General features: G+C 35.2%; 12 protein-coding genes. 3 read left to right on the top strand and 9 right to left on the bottom strand.

Annotated features, from left to right (window positions below; translation table 11 throughout):
* Positions 1-17: 17 nt before the first annotated feature.
* From nqrE to FQU23_RS05750, 5 genes are all read right to left on the bottom strand, one after another.
* The gene (gene nqrE / locus FQU23_RS05770) at positions 18-632 is read right to left on the bottom strand and encodes an NADH:ubiquinone reductase (Na(+)-transporting) subunit E (protein ID WP_147673025.1); all 615 of its coding nucleotides are present in this window, start codon (positions 630-632) and stop codon (positions 18-20) included.
* 30 nt (positions 633-662) lie between these two features.
* Positions 663-1,343 carry an NADH:ubiquinone reductase (Na(+)-transporting) subunit D gene (locus FQU23_RS05765; protein WP_147673024.1) on the bottom strand — a complete coding sequence of 227 codons (681 nt, stop codon included), beginning with the start codon at positions 1,341-1,343 and terminating at the stop codon, positions 663-665.
* Positions 1,344-1,354: 11 nt separating this feature from the next.
* The gene (gene nqrC, locus FQU23_RS05760; protein ID WP_147673023.1) at positions 1,355-2,086 is read right to left on the bottom strand and encodes an NADH:ubiquinone reductase (Na(+)-transporting) subunit C; all 732 of its coding nucleotides are present in this window, start codon (positions 2,084-2,086) and stop codon (positions 1,355-1,357) included.
* Entirely contained in the window at positions 2,079-3,260 is a 1,182-nt protein-coding gene (locus FQU23_RS05755) for an NADH:ubiquinone reductase (Na(+)-transporting) subunit B (RefSeq protein ID WP_147673022.1), read from the bottom strand. Before FQU23_RS05755 ends, nqrC begins: the two co-directional genes overlap by 8 nt.
* A 337-nt stretch (positions 3,261-3,597) precedes the next feature.
* The gene (locus FQU23_RS05750; RefSeq protein ID WP_147673021.1) at positions 3,598-4,953 is read right to left on the bottom strand and encodes a Na(+)-translocating NADH-quinone reductase subunit A; all 1,356 of its coding nucleotides are present in this window, start codon (positions 4,951-4,953) and stop codon (positions 3,598-3,600) included.
* Between the two features lie 318 nt (positions 4,954-5,271).
* Here FQU23_RS05750 and FQU23_RS05745 point away from each other — a divergent pair, with 318 nt between their 5' ends.
* Together FQU23_RS05745 and chrA are read left to right on the top strand one after the other, a co-directional pair.
* Positions 5,272-5,712, top strand: a complete 441-nt coding sequence (locus FQU23_RS05745; protein ID WP_317165184.1) for a GNAT family N-acetyltransferase — start codon at positions 5,272-5,274, stop codon at positions 5,710-5,712.
* A 145-nt stretch (positions 5,713-5,857) separates the two neighbouring features.
* On the top strand, positions 5,858-6,991 hold the full coding sequence (gene chrA / locus FQU23_RS05740) for a chromate efflux transporter (RefSeq protein ID WP_147673019.1): 1,134 nt from the start codon (positions 5,858-5,860) through the stop codon (positions 6,989-6,991).
* A gap of 132 nt (positions 6,992-7,123) precedes the next feature.
* Here chrA and FQU23_RS05735 read toward each other — a convergent pair whose 3' ends face one another.
* From FQU23_RS05735 to FQU23_RS05720, 4 genes are read right to left on the bottom strand one after another with little or no spacing between them, the layout of a single operon-like run.
* A complete protein-coding gene (locus FQU23_RS05735) occupies positions 7,124-8,524 on the bottom strand; it encodes an efflux transporter outer membrane subunit (protein ID WP_147673018.1) in 1,401 nt (466 codons plus the stop codon).
* Positions 8,514-11,684, bottom strand: a complete 3,171-nt coding sequence (locus tag FQU23_RS05730) for an efflux RND transporter permease subunit (RefSeq protein WP_147673017.1) — start codon at positions 11,682-11,684, stop codon at positions 8,514-8,516. Before FQU23_RS05730 ends, FQU23_RS05735 begins: the two co-directional genes overlap by 11 nt.
* Before the next feature lie 11 nt (positions 11,685-11,695).
* Entirely contained in the window at positions 11,696-12,832 is a 1,137-nt protein-coding gene (locus tag FQU23_RS05725) for an efflux RND transporter periplasmic adaptor subunit (protein WP_147673016.1), read from the bottom strand.
* A gap of 18 nt (positions 12,833-12,850) precedes the next feature.
* Complete coding sequence (locus FQU23_RS05720; protein ID WP_132109608.1) at positions 12,851-13,351, bottom strand: GbsR/MarR family transcriptional regulator; 501 nt, start codon at positions 13,349-13,351, stop codon at positions 12,851-12,853.
* Between the two features lie 201 nt (positions 13,352-13,552).
* On the opposite strand from FQU23_RS05720, the gene FQU23_RS05715 reads away from it, so the two are divergent.
* Positions 13,553-14,794, top strand: coding sequence for an HD domain-containing protein (locus FQU23_RS05715; protein ID WP_147673015.1), 1,242 nt, complete (start codon positions 13,553-13,555; stop codon positions 14,792-14,794).
* Positions 14,795-14,814 lie beyond the last annotated feature (20 nt).

The following is a 14,814-nucleotide window of genomic DNA, read 5'->3' as shown; positions in this document are numbered from 1 at the left end:
TCAATTTGATTAAAGATTTATACCGAAATGCCCATAAAACTCATAAAAGCGATTGCCATTAATCCAGTTAAAATAAACGTAATCCCTAAACCTCTTAAAGGCGCTGGAACATTAGAATATCTTAACTTTTCTCGAATAGCAGCTAAAGCAACTATCGCTAGAAACCATCCCACACCAGAACCCAAAGCAAAAACAGTCGCTTCCCCTAAAGAGGCATATTCTCTCTCTTGCATAAATAATGCACCTCCCAGAATAGAGCAATTTACCGCAATTAGGGGTAAAAATATCCCCAAGGAAGTGTATAATGCGGGCGCAAATTTTTCAACAATCATCTCTACTAGTTGTACAATAGAGGCAATGGTTGCGATAAACATAATAAAACTTAAAAAACTTAGATCAACAGACTTGTAGTCATCAGATAACCATTGCAAAGCTCCCGCTTTTAAGACATATTTTTCTAGGAGATAACAAACAGGAACAGAAATAGTTAATACAAAAGTCACCGCAAGGCCAAGTCCCACAGCGCTTTTTACCGTTTTAGAAATCGCCAAATAAGAACACATGCCAAGAAAATAGGCAAATATCATGTTTTCAATAAAAACCGCTTTTATAAATATATTGAAGTGTTCCATGTTAAAATGTTTAAATCGTTCATTACTTGATTACTTCGATTCAATTAGTTTTTCATTGCGACTTCTTTGAATCCATATAAGAATTCCCACAATGATTAAAGCCATAGGTGGCATGATGACGAGGCTATTGTTAAAATATCCCATTTTATAAATGGATTCTGGAATGACACGAAAACCCATCAGTTCTCCAGAACCAAATAGCTCCCGAATCATAGAAACGATTACCAAAATTAAGCCGTAACCAAAACCGTTACCCATTCCGTCTAAGAAGGAAGGCCAAGGTTTATTAGACATGGCAAAGGCTTCTAAACGCCCCATGATGATGCAATTTGTAATAATTAATCCTACAAAAACCGATAACTGTTTGCTCACATCAAATACAAAAGCTTTTAAGAATTGATCTACTATAATTACCATTGCAGCAACCACCGTTAGTTGAACGATAATCCGAATGCGATTGGGAATAATATTTCGAATAAAAGAAATAATCACATTCGAAAAAGCACAAACTACCATTACTGCAAGAGCCATTACAATAGAAGGTTTCATTTTTACCGTTACCGCCAATGCTGAACAGATGCCTAATACTTGAACCGTAATGGGATTGTTCTCATTTAATGGATCAAATAAAAGTCTTTTATTTTTTGGCGAAAATAAAGGCTCTTTTTCTTTTTTAGGTTTTGCAGGTAATGTGATGGTTTCTTTGCTCATATCCTGTTATTTTAGTTTATTGAAGCAACTTCTCCTTGTTTTTTGAAATATGGGATGTAGTTGCTGACCGTTCGTTTAATCATTTCAGAAACTCCTTTACTAGTAATCGTCGCTCCCGAAACTGCGTCAACACCGTGTATGTCATCTGGTTTTGCGCCACCTTTAATTACAGTAACGGAAACAAAGTTTCCAGAATCATCAAATATTTTCTTCCCAACGAACTGCTGCTGAAATTTTATAGTTTCAATCTCCGCACCAAGGCCAGGTGTTTCGCTTTTGTGGCCAAAACTAACTCCATAAACAGTATTCTTATCGCTTTCTAGCGAAATAAAACCCCAAATAGGTCCCCACAATCCTTTTCCTCTAATCGGAATAATATAAAATGACTTGCCATCTTTGGTACAAATAAATAACGGAAACAACTGCTCATTGGTTTTTCCAGTTTTGGCTTTATCCAATTCTTTTTTGAGGTCAATGTCAAATACAGTGACATTGCCAGTTATTTGTTCCCCTTTATTATTCAACACAATTTGCTTGCTAATGTATTGATTAAAGGCAGCTTCGGTTTCGGATGTTTCAGTAGGGATTGAAACAGAGGTGAGTATATTTTTCATTTTTTCGACCCTAACATTTTTCTCCTGATAGGGAGCAAGACTTATGGCTGTTACTGATAACAGAATAGCAATCACTACCACCATAACGGAGGAAAAAATAAACGTGGCTTTGTTACTGTCTTTATCCATTTTGATTGTGTATTGGAGTAACTCTATTTAGTCTTTTTTTGATATTTGCTTCTACTACATAATGGTCTATTAAGGGCGCCATTACGTTCATAAATAAAATAGCTAACATCATTCCTTCGGGATAAGCGGGGTTAAATACTCTGAAAAGAATTGCTAACAGTCCTATTAAAAATCCATAGATGTATTTTCCAGTATTCGTTTGTGCAGCACTCACAGGATCAGTGGCCATGAAAATAGCGCCAAAGGCAAAACCTCCTAATACTAAATGATGTAGCGGGCTGATTTGCATTAAGGTATTCAATCCAAAAATATTAAATATTACAGCCATCAAAAATCCTCCAGCAAAAACTGATGCCATAATGCGCCAACTACCAATGCCTGTATATAATAAAATTCCAGCTCCAATCAAGCAAGCAATAGTCGAAGTTTCCCCTACAGATCCAGGAATAACACCTATAAAGGAATCCATAATACTGGGAATTTTATCAGTAAAACCAGCTGCCGCATCTCCTAATGGTGTCGCACCACTATAAGCATCAACAACGGCTTGCCCTTTGTTTGTACTCGTGTTAATCCAAACTTCGTTTCCTGACATTTTGGTTGGATAGGCAAAGAATAAGAATGCCCTAGCGGTAAGCGCAGGATTTAAAATATTCATTCCAGTACCACCAAAAACCTCTTTTCCTATAATTACCGCAAAAATGGTGGCAATAGCCAACATCCACAAAGGGACGTCAATGGGCATTATGAGCGGAATCAACATACCTGAAACTAAGAAACCTTCATTTATGGTATGTTTTCGAATAATAGCAAAGATGAACTCTGTTGTCAATCCTGCTCCGTAAGAAACTAAGATAAGTGGGAGAACTTTAATAGCTCCATAAATAAAATTATCAATTAAAGAAACATCTGCAATCCCTAAAGCTAGATGGTGTTGGTTACCAATATTCCACATACCGAATAACAGACATGGAATTAAAGATAACACCACTAAGATCATCGTGCGTTTTAAGTCGATCGCATCGCGTACGTGTGTTCCCTTGCTTTTTGTAGTATGGTTAGGCACAAATAGGAAGGTTTCAAACGCATCAAATGCGGGATGGAATTTCTCTAGTTTTCCTCCTTTTTCGAAATTAGGTTTGAGATTGTTTAGTAAGTTTCTAAGTGGCTTCAAATTCAGATTATTTAAGGATTAAATTTGCTAACTATTAGATAGTGTGCTTTTTATATCGGTTTAATTAATTTGATACTTATATGTTTAAAAGACTCATTTTTGAGAATTGCTATAGATAATATTTTAGTGCAATTGATAATTTCCTTTTACTAATTTTCTTGATCAACCCCACCAACTTCGCTTTGATTGACGGAAATAACTTTATCGAGGCATTAAATATTCATTGTTTAACGATGCGACTTTTATTCCCTTTTATTAAGGTTTCCTATAAACTAGTTATAGAGTAAAACTAAAAAATCTTATATGTCTTATATGTTTTAAAAAGAGACATAACTATTCAACTAAATTCCTTCCGAACCATATCTAGTCCGTGACGAATGATTTCTTGCGATTTTATCTTTGATGTACAGACTAACTCGCAGAGTGCAAAATCTTCCTCTGCTACTTCATAAATACCCAGTTTTTCCATCATATCGATATCTTCAATTAGTATTGATTTTAAAAGTTGTACAGGGTAAATGTTCATTGGAAAAACTTTTTCATATTGTCCAGTCATTACAAAAGGACGTTCTTCGCCATGTAGATTGGTATTTAAATCGTGTTGTTTATTTGGTGACAACCAAGAGAAAAAAGTACGAGACATACTGAATTTATCAAAGCCTGGTTTTAGCCAACCCATAAATTCGTATTGGTTTCCTTCTGGAATCACGGTAATTTGGGAATCATAGAAACCTAAAAATCCGTCCGCGGGAACTTTACTGCCTGACAAAATAGAGCCACTAATGATCCGGTTGTCTCCTTTTTTTAGACCTGTATCTGCAAGGATATTTTTTATAGAAGAACCTACAATCGTTTTGTAATATTGGGGTTTTATAATTTGAGAACCTGTAACTGCAATGGTTCTAGCGGCGTCGAATATTCCTTTGTCAAATAATTTTCCAATGATGACTACATCTTGTGGATTAATGTACCACACGACTTCACCTTTATTTATTGGGTCAATGTGATGAATTTGGACGCCAATATTTCCCGCGGGATGAGGACCTGATATATTGTTGATTTGTACGTTTTGAGTCTGGCCAAAAGTAGCAGCGGGGGAGCTGTTTGCTTTTACATTTAAGTGTGTTTTTCCGGTCGTTAATTTTTTTAAGGCATCAATTCCCGTTTGAAAATGAGACTCTTTCCCTGACATAATGAAATCGTTATCAGGTGCTAATGGATTTGTATCAAAAGCAGAAATAAAGATCGCTTTTGGGTTTTCGCTAGGTTTCGCAATAGTTCCGTATGGACGTTGACGAATAAAAGTCCAAATACCGCTATCTAGCAGTTGCTCAACGATTTCTTTTCTCGAAAGTTGGTTGGGATTTGATTTATTAAATAAGAGGTGTTTTATTTCTCTGTCAGCAAGGATTTTAATTTCTAAGATGACTCTTTTTTCTCCACGAATAATTTCAATTACTTCGCCGCTTACGGGAGAGCAAAACAGAATATTTTCATTGTTTTTATCGTAAAATAGTTTAGTTCCAGCAAGAACATTAGTGCCTACTTTTACTAATAATTTTGGCGTAAGACCCACAAAATCTTTTGGTTTAATAGCAAATATCTCGGCCACGGGAAGTTCCAATACTGACTTAGCAGCTTCACCTATCAATTTGAGATTCAATCCCCTTTTAATTTTAATATATTCACTCATACATTAATTTCTTTTTAGTGGGTATTACTTATGATATTCTGGTTTATGGATGTAATTTTAGTATGCTATAAGATTATGCGTATTAGTTATTTGTTAAAAAAGATGTTTAAAGTACTAATTTAATGAATTTGTGTGAAAAAACAACAGTGAAAATATTTTAATTTTATATTAACAAATAATGCAGAACAAAAATTTTAGTTTTATAACTAAATGAATACTAAAGTAATAACATTGAATTTAAATTGTAAATCTAATCTTATTTTACAAAGGAAAGAATAAGTTGGATGATTTAGATTAGCTACCAGATATGTAAACTAGATAAGGAATCTATCAATTGCTTGGATTAAATTTATAGGAGATAGAAACATAAAAAAAACTCAGGATGCTAAGGATTATATATCGAATTATATGACTCCTCAACTCGAAAGACTTGGTTTTGGGAACTTTACTATTATACGAAAATTTAATGGAGTAAAAATAGGTTGCTGTGGACTTTATGATAGAGAAGCCGGGGAGGGAATCGACATTGGATTTGCTTTTCTTCCAAAATATGAAAATAAAGGTTACGGTTTTGAAAGTACAAATACCTTGAAAGAAGCTGCTTTTGCCGAGTTCAATTTAATGGGAATCAGCGCAATTACTGCACAAAGGAATATCAGTTCACAAAAATTATTAGTAAAAATCGGTTTGCAATTTGAGAAAAACATCAAACTAATTGATGATTCCGAACAGTTACTACTATTTAAATTATTGGTTTAGATTAGAAGTAATAGACTTTTTTCTAAATCCTCGACGCTAAGTATAAAAACAGTGGTGCTAATTTTAAAAAGAAATTTGGATTCCTATAAAACTGAAAAAATAGTATCTTGGCTCGCTGTAATAAAATAATAAACGAGCGATCGTGATGAATGAAAAGCAAAAATTAAAGGAAGTCGCAGGACTTTTTTTAAAGTTAGGAATTATTGGTTTTGGTGGTCCCGCCGCACACATTTCGATGATGCGAGAGGAAGTAGTGGTGAAAAAAAAGTGGCTTGATGAGCAACACTTCTTAGATTTAATAGGTGCAACTAATTTGATTCCGGGTCCTAACAGTACTGAAATGGCAATTCATATTGGTCACGAAAGAGCAGGATGGAAAGGACTTATTGTAGCTGGATTATGCTTTATCACTCCAGCCGTTTTGATAACTGGAATATTTGCTTGGCTTTACAAAGAATACGGTCAGCTGCCTGAAATCCAGCCTTTTTTGTACGGAATAAAACCCGCAATAATTGCCATTATTCTAAGTGCTATTTTTCCTTTGGCAAAAAAATCATTAAAAACAGTTCGATTAGGAATTATAGGAGGCATCGTTTTGCTGCTTTCACTATTGCAGTTCAATGAAATAGCACTGCTTTTTGGCGCTGGATTCCTGGCTTTGTTTTGTTATTCCATAACCAACAAAGATTCTAATATTAAAGGAAACAACTGGATTCCGATGATGCTAATTCCAGTTTCCAAAACAGCGTTATTAGCACCCACTAACTTAAATTTATTTCTTATTTTTTTAAAAATTGGGTCAATACTATATGGAAGCGGCTATGTGCTTTTTGCTTTTTTGGACGCCGAATTAGTTGCTAAAGGATTACTCACCAGGACGGAATTGATTGACGCCATTGCGGTAGGACAATTTACACCAGGACCTGTTTTCTCCTCAGTTACTTTTATTGGATATCAGATCAATGGTATATCAGGGGCACTTATTTCTACGCTAGCAATATTTTTACCCTCTTTTGTATTTGTGGCGCTATTAAATCCTTTGGTAAAAAAGATGAGAAACTCAAAGTCTTTTGCCCTATTTTTGGACGCGGTGAATGTAGCTTCGATTGCGATAATTGTATCAATCTGTTATGAATTAGGTACTGAAACTATCACAGACTGGCGTACGATTTTAATAGCCTTATTGAGTATTGGAATTGCGTTCAATTATAAGAAAATAAATAGTGCTTTTATTGTTTTGGGAGGAGCATTAATGGGTTATTTACTGCTTTTGGTTTAACAAAATTTGTTTCGTTTTTCTGGTCGTTTTCGAAAAATAGAGGGGAACATTAAAATATAAAAAAGCCACTAAGAACGATACTTAGTGGCTTTTTTGGAATTAACAACCTCTTAAATTTTTATTCGCAATAGCTTATTGCCATCCACCACCAAGGGCTTTGTACAATTGAATTACAGCTCTATATTGTTGGAACTTGTTATCTACTAAACTTAATTCGGCATTTAAAGCATCATTCTTAGAAGTCAAAACCTCTAGGTAATTGGCTAAACCATAAGTCAACAATTCATCTGAAAAATTAGCTGCTTTTTTAAGGGCATCAGCTTGTTTCACTCGAACCGTCATTTTATAAGTTTCATTATTGTATTGAGCTAATGCATCTGAAACTTCTTTACCTGCAATAAGCAGTGATTGTTCAAACTGTAAGTAGGCCTTCTCCTGATTGGCTTTGGCAATTTCAAATTTCGTTCTAACTTGTCTTTGATTGAAAATAGGTTGCGTTAACCCCGTAATCACATTAGCAAATATAGAATTAGCACTAAACCATTCTTTCAAATCGATACTTTGAAGTCCGCCTGTAGCTGTAATTCTTAAGGCAGGATAAAATCCGCTTTTAGCTACATTAGTCATTTCAAAATTAGTGATCAAATTGTATTCGGCTGCGATCACATCAGGTCTGTTTCTCAATAAACTTGCAGATACTCCTAGGGTAATTGCTGGTTGCATCGTTTGAGATTCGAGTGTGTTGCGTTCAATTTTAGCCGAAGGCTCTCCTAAAAGAATACTCATCGTATTTTCAAGGAAAATGATGTTGTTCTTTAGATCCGCAATGATTAGATCAGTAGCATATTTTTGAGCTTCGGTTTGTTTAACACCAACTTCAGTTACATTACCGGCCTCTTTTAAAGCAAGAATAGTTTCAACACTTTTGTTGCGGTTAATCAAGGTTTCTTCAGCTACTTTTATTTGTGCATCGACTGAAAGTAATTGATAATAAGTAGTCGCGATTGAGGCAATCAACTGTGTTTTTATCGCTTGATTTACGGCAGTAGTTTGCAAGTAAGATGCATTAGCAGCACGTTTATTGCTTCTTATTTTACCCCAAATATCTGCTTCCCAAGATAAAGAACCTGTTAATTGATACTGATCTGTGCTGCGGTCTTTTAACAAAGCGCCAAACTGACTGTTTCTAGATAATTCCTGGTGCGTCCAGTCTGCTCCTGCAGAAAGAGTAGGGAAGTAGCCCGCTTTTCCTTGCTTCATTGTTGCCTCAGCAGCAACTAGATTTTGCATGGCAATACGGATGTCTAGGTTGTTTTGTAATCCTTTAGAAATATATCCTTGCAATAATGGGTCTGTAAAAACCTTGTCCCATGATACATTAGCTAATGAAATAGTGTCCGTAGACACTACCTCATTTCTATATAAATCAGCTGTTTTTAATTCTGGTCGCTTGTAGTCTTTAGCAACGAAACATGATTGCATTACCGTTGCAGTTAGCCCTAATAGCGCGACTCTGTATATTTTATTTTTCATTTTCTTCTTCTAAAAGTGGAACATCATTTTCATTAGCAACTACTGGTTTTCCAGATAGACGTTCTTGTAATCCTTGAAAGATGATAAACAAAATTGGAATAACAAATACTCCTAAAATTGTTCCTACTAACATTCCTCCAACAGCTCCCATACCGATAGAACGGTTTCCTACCGCTCCAACACCTGAAGAAAATGCCAATGGCAATAATCCGAAGATAAAGGCTAGTGAGGTCATTAAAATAGGACGCAAACGTGCTTTGGCACCTTCGATAGCGGCTTTTGTAAGATCCATTCCATTTCGGCGCCTTTGTATAGCAAACTCGACGATCAGAATGGCATTTTTGGCCAGTAGTCCTATCAACATTATCAAGGCGACTTGGAAATAAATATTATTTTCTAAACCGGCTAGTTTTATAAAACCAATAGCTCCCGCAAGACCTACAGGTAGTGAAAGTAGCACTGATAATGGTATTAAATAACTTTCGTATTGTGCACTCAGCAAGAAGTAAACAAATATTAAACTCAATAAGAATACACCAATTGCTTGACTTCCAGCTAAAATTTCTTCCCGCGTCATTCCAGAGAATTCGTAGGTATAACTTTTTGGCAAATGTTCTGCAGCTACTTCCTGAATAGCTTTAATTGCATCTCCTGAACTGTACCCTGGTTTTGCTTTACCGTTTACGTTTACTGCTTTTAGCATATTAAATCGCGCCACGGCTTCAGGTCCATAAATTCTTTTGAAATCAACAAATTGACTTATTGCAACCTGCTGTCCTGAGGAATTTTTAACATAAACAGAATTAATCGATTCCAGATTGGCGCGGTCTGATGCTTTGGCTTGAATCATTACACGGTATTGTTTTCCGAATTTATTGAAATCCGTGGTGTACAATCCACCATAATAACCTTGCATAGTATTAAAAATATCAGTTACTGAAACTCCAGCATCCTTAGCTCTTTCTACATTAATATCCATTTGATATTGTGGAAAAGAAGGGTTAAAGTTTGTAATTGCATATTGAATTTCAGGCCTTTTCATTAATTCGCTTAGAAACTCATTACTCACCTTACTCATCGTCGCCCAGTCATCATCTCCTTTGTCTTGAATTTTTAGTTCGAAACCATCTGCTGATCCAAAACCTTGTACACTAGGTGGCGTAAAAAACAGTGCTTTTGCATCTTTAAAGTGAGCGGTTTTAGCAAATAGTTGCCCCACAACAGCATCAACTGATTGGTTGTCTTCTTTACGTTGGCTCCAGTCTTTTAATCTAATAACGGTAAAGGCATAAGAACCTCCATTTACACTGTTTAACAAACTGAAACCTACCACACTCATTCGTGCTTCGACAATGTCCATTGCTCCAAGAATAGAATCTAATTCATTGACCGCAAGTTGAGTTTTCTCTAAGGTTGTTCCAGGAGGAAGCGTCAAATCGGCCATGATAATTCCTCTGTCTTCATTAGGAATAAACCCAGAAGGTGTTGATTGGAACAAAATGAAAGTAATCCCTGAAAACACTACTAAAGCCGTAATGGTAATCCATTTTTTTCGTGCCAAGAATCCAAGAGACTTAACATATTTGTTATTCATTCGATCAAAACTAGTGTTGAAAGCGATGAAGAATTTATCTTTAAAGTTTTTGTCTTTATGGTCAGAATCTTGGTGTGGCTTTAAAAATAAAGCACATAATGCCGGACTTAAAGTCAAAGCATTTACTGCCGAAATCAAAATCGCAATGGCCAATGTTATGGCAAATTGCTTATAAAATACTCCCGATGGACCACCCAAAAAAGATACTGGAATAAATACCGCTGCCATTACTAGCGTAATCGAAATAATCGCTCCTGTAATTTCGCTCATTGCTGATAAAGTAGCTTCTTTTCCTGTTTTAGCGCCCTCATCAAGTTTAGCATGTACTGCCTCGACGACGACAATAGCATCATCGACCACAATACCAATCGCCAGAATCATGGCGAAAAGTGTTAACATATTTATAGAGAAACCAAATATTTGAAGGAAGAAAAAGGTTCCAACAATAGCTACAGGTACTGCGATAGCAGGAATTAAAGTAGATCTAAAATCTTGTAAGAATAAATAAACTACAAGGAAAACCAGCAAAAAGGCTTCGATTAAAGTATAAACTACTTTATCAATAGAGGCGTCTAAGAAGGTTTTCGTATTATAGGGAATTACATAATCTACTCCCGCAGGGAAGTTGGGTTTTGTTTCGTCAAGAATATCTACAATTTCAGTAATGATGTCTTGTGCATTCGAACCAGAAGTTTGAAATACACCTACAGCAACACCTTGTTTACCCATAGCGATATTCTTAGTCCCGTAGTTGAAACCACCTAATTCTATGGTTGAAACATCTTTAAGTCGCAAGAAATTTCCATTTCCTATTGCTTTTACAATGATATTCTCATAATCTTCTACTTCAGAAAGACGCCCTTTGTATTTGATTACATATTCATAAACTCCATCGGCATTTTCTCCAAATTTACCTGGAGCAGCTTCAACATTTTGTTCTTGCAATGCAAGTTGAATGTCTTTAGGAGTTAGATTATAAGTAGCCATTTTTGCTGGATCGATCCAGATTCTCATCGAATAATCTTTGGCTCCAAAAACATTAACCTGACCTACACCTTTAACACGCTGTAATTTAGGTACTAGATTTATTTTGGCATAATTCTGAATATATGTTTCATCAAAATCATCATTATTAGAATATAAAGCAAAGAACATCAAGGCACTAGTCTGGCTTTTTACGGTTGTAACTCCAGTTTGCACTACTGCTTGAGGCAGTTTAGAAGTCGCACGAGCCACTCTATTTTGCACGTTTACCGCAGCTAGATCTGCATCAACTCCTAATTCGAAATAAACAGAAATTTTAGCCGAACCATCATTAGCGGCAGAGGAAGTCATATAGGTCATTCCTTCGACACCGTTGATCTCTTCTTCTAGCGGTATAACCACACTATTCAATACTGTTTCGGCATTTGCACCGGTATAAGTTGCAGATACTTGAACTGTTGGCGGAGCAATTTCAGGGTATTGTTCTACGGGTAATGACATCAATCCTAAAACACCTAAAATGGTAATTAAGATTGAGATTACGGTCGAGAGTACTGGCCTCTCTATAAAAGTTTTAAACATCTCAGTAAATATTATTTAGTAGTAGTTTTTGTTGCAGTTTCTGCAGCTGCTGGAATTACTTTTTCAGCTACTGTATTTTTTGTAGGCTGTGGTACAATTTCCATGTCCTCTTTTAGTTTGGAAGCTCCCTCAACAACGACAACATCTCCTTCAGCAAGTCCTGAAGTTACAATGTAATTCAAGTCAGAAGTTCCATTAGTTTCTATAATTTTCGACTTTACTTTGTTGCTTTTATCAACAGCATAAACCATTTGTTTTCCCTGCACTTCAAAAACAGCATTTTGAGGTAATAAAATAACATTGCTTTGTACGATTGGTAAACGAACAACTCCGCTACTTCCACTTCTTAAAATCCCTTCTGGGTTCTTAAATTCGGCTCTAAACTCCGTAGTTCCTGTAGTTGGATTTACTAAGCCGTTGATTGTTGCAATTTTTCCTTTTTGATCGTATTCTGAATTGTCTACTAAAATCAGGGAAACTTCTGGAGCTGATTTTAACTTTTCAGCAGTTGTAGCACCTTTAAATGTCTTATTAAAATAGAGCACTTGTTTTTCATTCATCGAAAAGTAGGCACGTACAATTTTTGTGTCAGACACTGTTGTTAAAGGCATTTCGCTAGTAGGATTTACTAAACTTCCTTCTTTAAAAGGCAAACTACCAATGACTCCGTTTACAGGAGAATATATCGTTCCGTAACCAATATTAGCAGCAATACTTCCATAAGCACTTTTAGCTTGTGCTAATTTTGCTTTGGCTGTAGCCAATTGAACATTACTAATAATGCTTCTTTCTACAAGAGGCTTCAAACGATCTACTTCGACTTGTGCCGCTGATACCATCGCTTTTGCAGCTGATGCATCTTGGTTTAGCGTTTGTGTTTCTAATTTGAACAAAATTTGTCCTTTTCTTACCACCTGACCTTCATCAACATACACTTTTTGGATAAATCCGCTCACTTTTGGTCTAATTTCAACATTTTGTTGACCTTCAAGATTAGCAGTAAACTCTTGATAGACCGTCGCATCTTGAGTTATTATTTCTTGTACAGGAAAAGGAGCGGGTCCTTTTACTGCAGCTTGTTGTTCTTTCTTTCCGCACGAAGAGAGTAGCAGTACGAAAGCTATTAGTGGTAATGAAATTTTTTTCATCTTGTTAAATTTGATTAATTATTGATTATTATTGTTATTATCGATTTCTATTATTTTAAATTCAGCAATGGTCTTTACAAAAAGTTCCTCCATTTCTTCAATGTGATTTTTATATGCTTTTACATTCTCCAAATTGCATTTTTCTTGAGGACATGTAATGGTTTGTTCGCGATAATGAAGCATTTTATTAACAAGGAATTTTTCCGCTTCCAGCATTTTTTTATAATTCAAAAGTCGTTCGCTTAATGGAGAAGCTTTGAAATATTTTTTTCGATCACCAGCAATTGTGAAATAATTTATTTTCTCCATTTTAAGGAGTAAATTCAGGTTTGTGGATATCGAACTCTTACTCGCCGATAATTTTTCGACTAAACTCTCAAAGGTCAATCCCGATTTGCATCCGTCAATGATCAGTAATGCTAAAATTCTCGCTGCTAGTGGAGGAATATTATATGTAGACGCAAAATGAATTCCGGAAAATTCAATGAGTTCCCCTCTCTCTTTTTGTAAATTGTCCATGTTTTTTTTGCAAAGATACAATTGGTTCGCAAATCACCGAACCAATCGAACTTAATGTTATGTTAATTTTATCGAAATTAAATGAGCTCGAGAAATAGCCAGTATTCTATAAGTATCACTGGTAGTAAACAGCTGTAAAAAACACTTTGAAAAACTAAAATCTATTTTTCCTATATTTGTTGACCTAAAAACAAACTTATAGTGAGTCAAATCAATAAGCTAAAAATATTTAATGACCCTATTTATGGGTTTATTACCATACCCAATGCATTAATTTACGATTTAATTCAGCATCCTTATTTTCAACGCCTGAGAAGAATTTCGCAAATGGGATTGTCATATCTTGTTTACCCAGGAGCGAACCATACTAGGTTTCACCATGCTTTGGGCTGCATGCACCTGATGCAAAAGGCAGTTGATGTTTTGCGTTTTAAAGACGTCGAAATTTCAAAAGAAGAGGAAAATGCGCTTTATATTGCCATTTTATTACATGATATAGGACATGGACCTTTTTCGCATGCCATGGAAAGAAGTATTGTTGAAGACGTACACCATGAAGAAATTTCTTTGTTGTTTATGCATCAGTTAAACGCTGAATTTGATGGCCAACTTGATTTAGCTATAAAAGTATTTAAAGGCGAATACCATCGTTTGTTTATGTTGCAATTGATATCCAGTCAGCTGGATATGGATCGAATGGATTACCTAAAAAGAGATAGTTTTTACTCGGGTGTGGCCGAAGGAAATGTTAACTCAGAACGATTGATTCAGATGATGAATGTGGCTGATGATGTTTTAGTAATCGAAGAAAAAGGGATTTATTCTGTTGAGAAATTCTTGATGTCCAGACGTTTAATGTACTGGCAAGCTTATTTGCATAAAACCAGCTTAGCGGCCGAATTGATTTTGACGCGAATTCTAAAACGTGCCAAAGAACTAACTCTAAAAGGAGTGGTTTTACCATCAAGTAGACCTTTGAACTATTTCTTGCAACATAAAGTTACAATGGATATATTTGATGCCCAGACTTTAAATTTATTCGCTCAACTCGATGATTTTGATATAATTAGTGCTCTAAAGGAATGGCAATATCAAGATGATTTTATTTTATCTACGATGAGTAAAATGATAATTAATAGGGATTTATTAAAAATAAAATTAACTAGCGATAAAGTGCCTAGTGAAGATTTACAACCTTTAAAAGAACGTTTTGCATTAGAAAACAATATCAGTTTATTAGAAACTAATTATTTTATTTTTAAAGGAAAAATAAAAAACCAAGCTTATAGCAAAGAAGCAGAACCCATACGAATATTGAAAAAAGATAGGACAGTAGAAACTGTTATTGAATCTTCTGATCAGTTGAATTTAAAATCATTATCTAAATCAGTGACCAAATATTACATATGTTTCCCAAAACAACTCGTGGAAATGAACATTTAAAATCTATTTTTTTATATTTT

Source organism: Flavobacterium sp. XN-5, from assembly GCF_008033395.2.
Lineage (GTDB): Bacteria > Bacteroidota > Bacteroidia > Flavobacteriales > Flavobacteriaceae > Flavobacterium > Flavobacterium hiemivividum.
The sequence above is the reverse complement of the archived record's forward strand: the minus strand, read 5'-3'. Positions and strand labels throughout refer to the sequence as shown.

What these genes read in the sequence shown, in the direction of transcription:
- nqrE (WP_147673025.1), bottom strand. Translation starts at nt 632, where the DNA reads ATGGAACACTTCAATATATTTATAAAAGCGGTTTTTATTGAAAACATG.
- FQU23_RS05765 (WP_147673024.1), bottom strand. Translation starts at nt 1,343, where the DNA reads ATGAGCAAAGAAACCATCACATTACCTGCAAAACCTAAAAAAGAAAAA.
- nqrC (WP_147673023.1), bottom strand. Translation starts at nt 2,086, where the DNA reads ATGGATAAAGACAGTAACAAAGCCACGTTTATTTTTTCCTCCGTTATG.
- FQU23_RS05750 (WP_147673021.1), bottom strand. Translation starts at nt 4,953, where the DNA reads ATGAGTGAATATATTAAAATTAAAAGGGGATTGAATCTCAAATTGATA.
- chrA (WP_147673019.1), top strand. Translation starts at nt 5,858, where the DNA reads ATGAATGAAAAGCAAAAATTAAAGGAAGTCGCAGGACTTTTTTTAAAG.
- FQU23_RS05735 (WP_147673018.1), bottom strand. Translation starts at nt 8,524, where the DNA reads ATGAAAAATAAAATATACAGAGTCGCGCTATTAGGGCTAACTGCAACG.
- FQU23_RS05730 (WP_147673017.1), bottom strand. Translation starts at nt 11,684, where the DNA reads ATGTTTAAAACTTTTATAGAGAGGCCAGTACTCTCGACCGTAATCTCA.
- FQU23_RS05725 (WP_147673016.1), bottom strand. Translation starts at nt 12,832, where the DNA reads ATGAAAAAAATTTCATTACCACTAATAGCTTTCGTACTGCTACTCTCT.
- FQU23_RS05720 (WP_132109608.1), bottom strand. Translation starts at nt 13,351, where the DNA reads ATGGACAATTTACAAAAAGAGAGAGGGGAACTCATTGAATTTTCCGGA.